This is a genomic window from Amaricoccus sp., from assembly GCF_017995835.1.
Taxonomy (GTDB): domain Bacteria; phylum Pseudomonadota; class Alphaproteobacteria; order Rhodobacterales; family Rhodobacteraceae; genus Amaricoccus.
This window is the reverse complement of record NZ_JAGOID010000139.1, coordinates 1-5,944: the sequence shown is the minus strand read 5'-3', so window position 1 is coordinate 5,944 and position 5,944 is coordinate 1. Positions and strand designations below refer to the sequence as shown.

The window sequence follows — 5,944 nt, the reverse complement described above, 5'->3', positions numbered from 1 at the left end:
CACCCAGTGGCTGATCGAGAAGAACGGCCACCTCAGCCCCGCCGCCGCACGTCAGAGATGGCTCGACCAGAACCTGCCATGCGCGGCATAGTGCAACCTACTGTCCAGGGAACCGGGTGCGGTACACCTTCGACGATTTCGCAACCGGCTTTGCCCTTCCAAGTACGTCGTGCGCTTGAATTCGGTGCGTATCTGGCCGATCAAGTCGCGGCGGATGCTCGGCCGTCAGATAAAGACTAACTCTAACCGAGGAGGCCTCTGTAGATGTGGAGCAGTGCCGGGTGGATAGCAGTTGCCTGCGGCGTGGCGGTCACAGCATGTACCCAAGCGGACGGGTCGAAGGCAGTTGGCATGGTTGGCTCTCCGGCTTGGATGGCCACTGCGAGCAACGAAGCGAAGCTGGCCACCTATCGTAGCAACTGCGAAGGTTACGGATTCATCGCGGGAACACCCGAGATGGCGCGTTGCATGCAGGAGGAGGCCGGCGACCATCGTGCCGCCGCATCTGCTAGCGCCATCGCAATGAGCGAAAGCATGCGGCAAACAGGACAAAGACTGCAAAACGTCGGTCCGACGACGACAACCACCGATTGTAGCCCTGGAGTTGGCGGCGGCTTGAACTGCACGAGTAGGACGTACTGAACCCACTGGGCTGTCCGTCGCCGCACTCGCGGCGAGCGCCCGTCTGGCCGCAGGAGCCCCGACCATCGCCCGCGCCCGCCTGACCATCGACCTCGGCGCGATCGTCGCCAACTGGCGCGCCCTCGATGCGCTCTCCGGCCCCGGCGTCGAGACCGCGGCGGTGCTCAAGGCCGACGCCTACGGCATCGGCGCCGCCCCGGTCGGCCGGGCGCTCCGCGCCGCCGGCGTCCGCACGTTCTTCGTGGCGCTGGCCGAGGAGGGCGCGGCGCTGCGCGAGGCGCTCGGCCCCGGCCCGGCGATCCACGTCCTCGGCGGCATGATGGACGGCGACGCCCCCCTCGTCACCGCCCACGACCTCGTGCCCTGCCTCAACAGCGCCGATCAGGTCCGCGCCTTCCTCGCCGCCTGCCCCGGCCGCCCGGCCGCGCTCCAGCTCGACAGCGGCATGAACCGGCTGGGGCTGGAAGCCGCCGACCTCGACGCCCTCGCCGACGTCCTGCCCGCGCTCGCGCCCGTCCTCGTGATGAGCCACCTCGCCTGCGCCGACGCGCCCGGCCACCCGCTGAACGCCGCCCAGCGCGCCGCCTTCGGCGCCGCAGCGGCGCGCTTCCCGGGCGCCCGCCTCAGCCTCGCCGCCACCGGCGGCGTGCTGCTCGGGCCGGATTTCCACCTCGACCTCGTCCGCCCGGGGATCGGCCTCTACGGCGGCCTCCCCTTCGCCGGCGCCCGGCCCGCGGTCACGCTGGAACTGCCGGTGATCCAGGTCCGCGACGTCGCCCCCGGCGAGGCGGTCGGCTACGGCGCCGGCTGGACCGCGACGCGACCCTCGCGCATCGCCACCCTGTCCGCCGGCTACGCCGACGGCCTCCTGCGCGCCCTCGGCGGCGCCGGCGTCACGCTCTGGGCGGGCGACACGCCGGTCCCGATGGTCGGTCGCGTCTCGATGGACCTGATCACCGCCGACGTGACCGATCTCCCCGCCGTCCCCCCGGCGCTCGCGATCCTGAACGCACGCCAGGGGGTCGACGCCCTCGCCGCGGCCGCCGGGACGATCGGCTACGAGGTGCTGACGGGCCTTGGCCCGCGCTACGAGCGCGTCTATCACGGCGGCCCATGACCGCCGCCAGCCTTCTCCTCGGCCTCCTCGCCTCCATCGGCCGCTCGACCATCGGCCTCCTCGCCGCCACCGGGCGCGTGACGCTCTTCGCCGCCGACGCCGTCTCCCAACTCGTCCGGCCGCCGTTCTACTGGGGCGAGCTCGGCCGCCAGCTGATCCGCATCGGCTACTTCTCCCTTCCCGTGGTCGGGCTGACCACCCTTTTCACCGGCGGCGCGCTGGCGCTCCAGATCTACGCCGGCGGCGCGCGCTTCAACGCCGAGACCGTGGTGCCCTCGATCGTCGCCATCGGCATCGTCCGCGAACTCGGCCCCGTCCTCGGCGGCCTGATGGTCGCCGGCCGCGTCGCCTCCTCGATCGCCGCCGAGCTTGGCACCATGCGCGTCACCGAGCAGATCGACGCGCTGACCACGCTCTCCACCGACCCGATGAAATACCTCGTCCTGCCCCGCGTGCTCGCCGCCACGCTGGCGCTGCCCGTCCTCGTCGGCATCGGCGACGTGATCGGGGTGATGGGCGGCTACCTCGTCGGCGTCTACCGGCTCGACATCAACGGCGCGAACTACATCCGCAACACCGTGGACTTCCTCGAGACCATGGACGTCGTCTCCGGCCTCGTGAAGGCGGCGGCCTTCGGCTTCATCCTCGCGCTGATGGGCTGCTACCACGGCTACCATTCCGGGCGCGGCGCCCAGGGGGTGGGACGCGCCACCACCGACGCCGTCGTCTCCGCCTCGGTCCTGATCCTCGCCGCCAACTACCTCCTGACCGAGCTGTTCTTCTGATGCCCGTCCCCCGGATCGAGCTTCGCGGCGTCCGCAAGGCCTTCGGCGGCCCGGAGGTGCTCGCCGGCGTCGACCTCGCGGTGATGAAGGGCGAAAGTCTCGTCATCATCGGCGGCTCCGGCACGGGCAAGTCGGTGACGCTGAAATGCATCCTCGGCATCCTGAAGCCGGACGCGGGCGAGATCCTGATCGACGGGATCCCGGCCGGCCGCATCGACCGCCGCGCCTTCCTGCGCGACTTCGGGATGCTGTTCCAGGGCGGCGCGCTCTTCGATTCGCTTCCCGTCTGGCACAACGTCGCCTTCCGCCTGATCCACGCCCGCCAGCCCCTTTCCCGCCGCGACGCCCACGCGCTCGCGGTGGGCAAGCTCGCCCGCGTCGGCCTCGGGCCGGAGGTCGCCGACCTCTTCCCGGCCGAGCTTTCGGGCGGGATGCAGAAGCGCGTCGGCCTCGCCCGGGCGATCGCCACCGATCCGCACGTGATCTTCTTCGACGAGCCGACCTCCGGCCTCGACCCGATCATGGCCGGCGTCATCAACGACCTGATCCGCGAACTGGTGACCGAGATGGGCGCCACCGCGGTGACGATCACCCACGACATGACCACGGTGCGCACCGTCGCCGACCACGTGGCGCTGCTGCACGGCGGGGTGGTGCGCTGGGCCGGCCCGGTCGAGGCGATGGACGCCTGCGGCGACCCTTTCGTCGACCAGTTCATCCACGGCCGCGCCGACGGCCCGATCGCCGCGATCCGGTGAACCTGCTGCCGATCCCGTCTTCCGCCTGCGCCCTCATGCCGCTATCAGCCTGACATCCGCATGAAACCTGACAGACGCATCCGCATGCTCCGGAGGGAAAATTGACGATCCTCGACGACAAGCTCGAACCGATCTACGACGAGGTCATCCGGCGCAACGCCGGGGAGCCGGAGTTCCACCAGGCCGTCCGCGAGGTCTTCGAAAGCCTCGGCCGCGTGGTCGCCAAGCGGCCGGACTATCTCGAGGACGCCCTGATCGAGCGCATCTGCGAGCCCGAGCGCCAGATCATCTTCCGCGTGCCCTGGACCGACGACAAGGGCAGGGTCCAGATCAACCGCGGCTTCCGGGTGCAGTTCTCCTCGGCGATGGGCCCCTACAAGGGCGGCCTGCGGTTCCACCCGTCGGTCAACGTCGGGATCATCAAGTTCCTCGGCTTCGAGCAGACCTTCAAGAACGCGCTGACCGGCCTGCCGATCGGCGGCGGCAAGGGCGGCTCGGACTTCGACCCCAAGGGCCGCTCGGACGGCGAGGTCATGCGCTTCTGCCAGAGCTACATGACCGAGCTCCACCGCCATATCGGCGAATACACCGACGTGCCGGCGGGCGACATCGGGGTGGGCGCGCGCGAGATCGGCTACCTCTTCGGCCAGTACAAGCGCCTGACCAACAAGTTCGAGGCCGGCGTGCTGACCGGCAAGGGCCTGTTCTACGGCGGCTCGCTGGCGCGCAAGGAGGCCACGGGCTACGGCAACACCTACTTCACCGAGGCGATGTTGAAGACGATCGGCGCCAGCTTCGCCGGCAGGAAGGTCGTGGTCTCGGGCTCGGGCAACGTCGCGATCTACACCATCGAGAAGGTCGGCGAGTTCGGCGGCAAGGTCATCGCCTGCTCGGACAGCGGCGGGTATCTCGTTGACGAGAACGGCATCGACCTCGATCTGGTCAAGGAGATCAAGGAGGTCCGCCGCGGCCGCATCTCGGACTACGCCAAGGCGAAGCGCGAAGGGAACGGGGTCTATTTCGTCAAGGCCGGGGACGGCTCGATCTGGGACGTGCCCTGCGACGTGGCGATGCCCTCGGCGACACAGAACGAGCTGACCGGAAAGGACGCCAGGGCCCTGCTTCGCAACGGTGTGATCGCGGTGGGCGAGGGCGCCAACATGCCCTGCACCCCCGAGGCCATCCGGCTGTTCCAGGAGGCGAAGATCCGCTTCGCGCCGGGCAAGGCGGCCAATGCCGGCGGGGTCGCCACCTCGGCGCTCGAGATGCAGCAGAACGCCTCGCGGGACAACTGGACCTTCCAGAAGACAGAGGCGCGGCTCGCCCAGATCATGCGCGACATCCACGGCATCTGCCATGCCACCGCCGAGGAGTTCGGCGCGCCCGGCGACTACGTGATCGGCGCCAACATCGCCGGCTTCATCCGCGTCGCCGAGCCGATGCGCGCGTTCGGCGTGGTGTGAGCGGCCCGGGAGACATGACGCCGCGCCGCCCCGCATGAACCGTCGCCTCGCCTATGCCTGCGCCGCCTGCGGCGCGACCTTCGCCAAGTGGGCGGGGCGTTGCGAGTCCTGCGGGGCCTGGAACACCATCGCCGAGGAGGCGGGCGGCGCGCCGGGCCCGCAGGGGCGGCGCGCGGCGAAGGGGCGGGCGGCGGCGCTCGTCGAGCTCGCCACCGAGGAGCCGGCCCCGGCGCGGCGCGAGACCGGCATCGCCGAGCTCGACCGCGCCCTCGGCGGCGGGCTCGTCCACGCCTCGGCCGTCCTCGTCGGCGGCGACCCCGGCATCGGCAAGTCCACCCTGCTCCTCCAGGCGGCCGCGGCCGCGGCGCGCCGGGGCGCGAACGTCGTCTACGTCTCCGGCGAGGAGGCGGCGAGCCAGATCCGCATGCGCGCCGCCCGCCTCGGGCTCGGCGACGCGCCGCTCCGCCTCGCGGCGGAAACCAATCTCGGCGACATCCTCGCCGCGCTCGAGGCGGAGCGGCCCGAGATCGCGGTGATCGACTCGATCCAGACCATGTGGCTCGACCATGTCGAGAGCGCGCCGGGCTCGGTCGCCCAGGTCCGCGCCTCGGCCGACGCGCTCGTCTCCTTCGCCAAGCGGCGGGGCTGCGCGGTGATCCTCGTCGGCCACGTCACCAAGGACGGCCAGATCGCCGGGCCCCGCGTCGTCGAGCACATGGTCGACGCGGTGCTCTATTTCGAGGGCGAGCGCGGCCACCAGTTCCGCATCCTGCGCGCGGTCAAGAACCGCTTCGGCCCCTCCGACGAGATCGGCGTCTTCGAGATGACCGGGGCCGGCCTCGCCGAGGTGGCGAACCCCTCGGCCCTCTTCCTCTCCGAGCGCGAGAGCGCCGCCCCGGGCTCGGCGGTCTTCGCCGGCGTCGAGGGCACCCGGCCGCTCCTTGCCGAGGTGCAGGCCCTCGTCGCCCCCTCGCCGCTCGCCACCCCGCGCCGCTCGTCGCTCGGCTACGATCAGGGACGCCTCGCCATGATCCTCGCCGTGCTGGAGGCGCGGGCGGGCGTCGGCTTCGCCGGGCTCGACGTCTATCTCAACGTCGCCGGCGGCCTGCGCGTCACCCAGCCGGCGGCCGATCTCGCGGTCGCGGCCGCGCTCCTCTCCGCCCGGCAGGACACGGCGCT

Annotated in this window: 5 protein-coding genes; all 5 read left to right on the top strand. The window is 71.2% G+C overall.

The window, feature by feature from the left end; all coding sequences use genetic code 11:
• The first annotated feature begins 706 nt into the window (after positions 1–706).
• Positions 707–1,759 (top strand): alanine racemase, encoded by a 1,053-nt coding sequence (alr, locus tag KBA23_RS15175; protein WP_290742604.1) that lies wholly within the window; start codon positions 707–709, stop codon positions 1,757–1,759.
• Complete coding sequence (locus tag KBA23_RS15170; RefSeq protein ID WP_290742601.1) at positions 1,756–2,544, top strand: ABC transporter permease; 789 nt, start codon at positions 1,756–1,758, stop codon at positions 2,542–2,544. The genes alr and KBA23_RS15170 overlap by 4 nt, the downstream gene beginning before the upstream one ends.
• Complete coding sequence (locus KBA23_RS15165; protein WP_290742599.1) at positions 2,544–3,302, top strand: ATP-binding cassette domain-containing protein; 759 nt, start codon at positions 2,544–2,546, stop codon at positions 3,300–3,302. Before KBA23_RS15170 ends, KBA23_RS15165 begins: the two co-directional genes overlap by 1 nt.
• A 101-nt stretch (positions 3,303–3,403) precedes the next feature.
• On the top strand, positions 3,404–4,765 hold the full coding sequence (gene gdhA, locus KBA23_RS15160) for an NADP-specific glutamate dehydrogenase (RefSeq protein WP_290742596.1): 1,362 nt from the start codon (positions 3,404–3,406) through the stop codon (positions 4,763–4,765).
• A gap of 34 nt (positions 4,766–4,799) precedes the next feature.
• A partial coding sequence (gene radA, locus KBA23_RS15155; RefSeq protein ID WP_290742593.1) for a DNA repair protein RadA occupies positions 4,800–5,944 on the top strand: 1,145 nt, incomplete at its 3' end.

Coding starts and splice junctions, on each gene's coding strand:
- KBA23_RS15165 (WP_290742599.1), top strand. CDS start 2,544: ATGCCCGTCCCCCGGATCGAGCTTCGCGGCGTCCGCAAGGCCTTCGGC.
- KBA23_RS15170 (WP_290742601.1), top strand. CDS start 1,756: ATGACCGCCGCCAGCCTTCTCCTCGGCCTCCTCGCCTCCATCGGCCGC.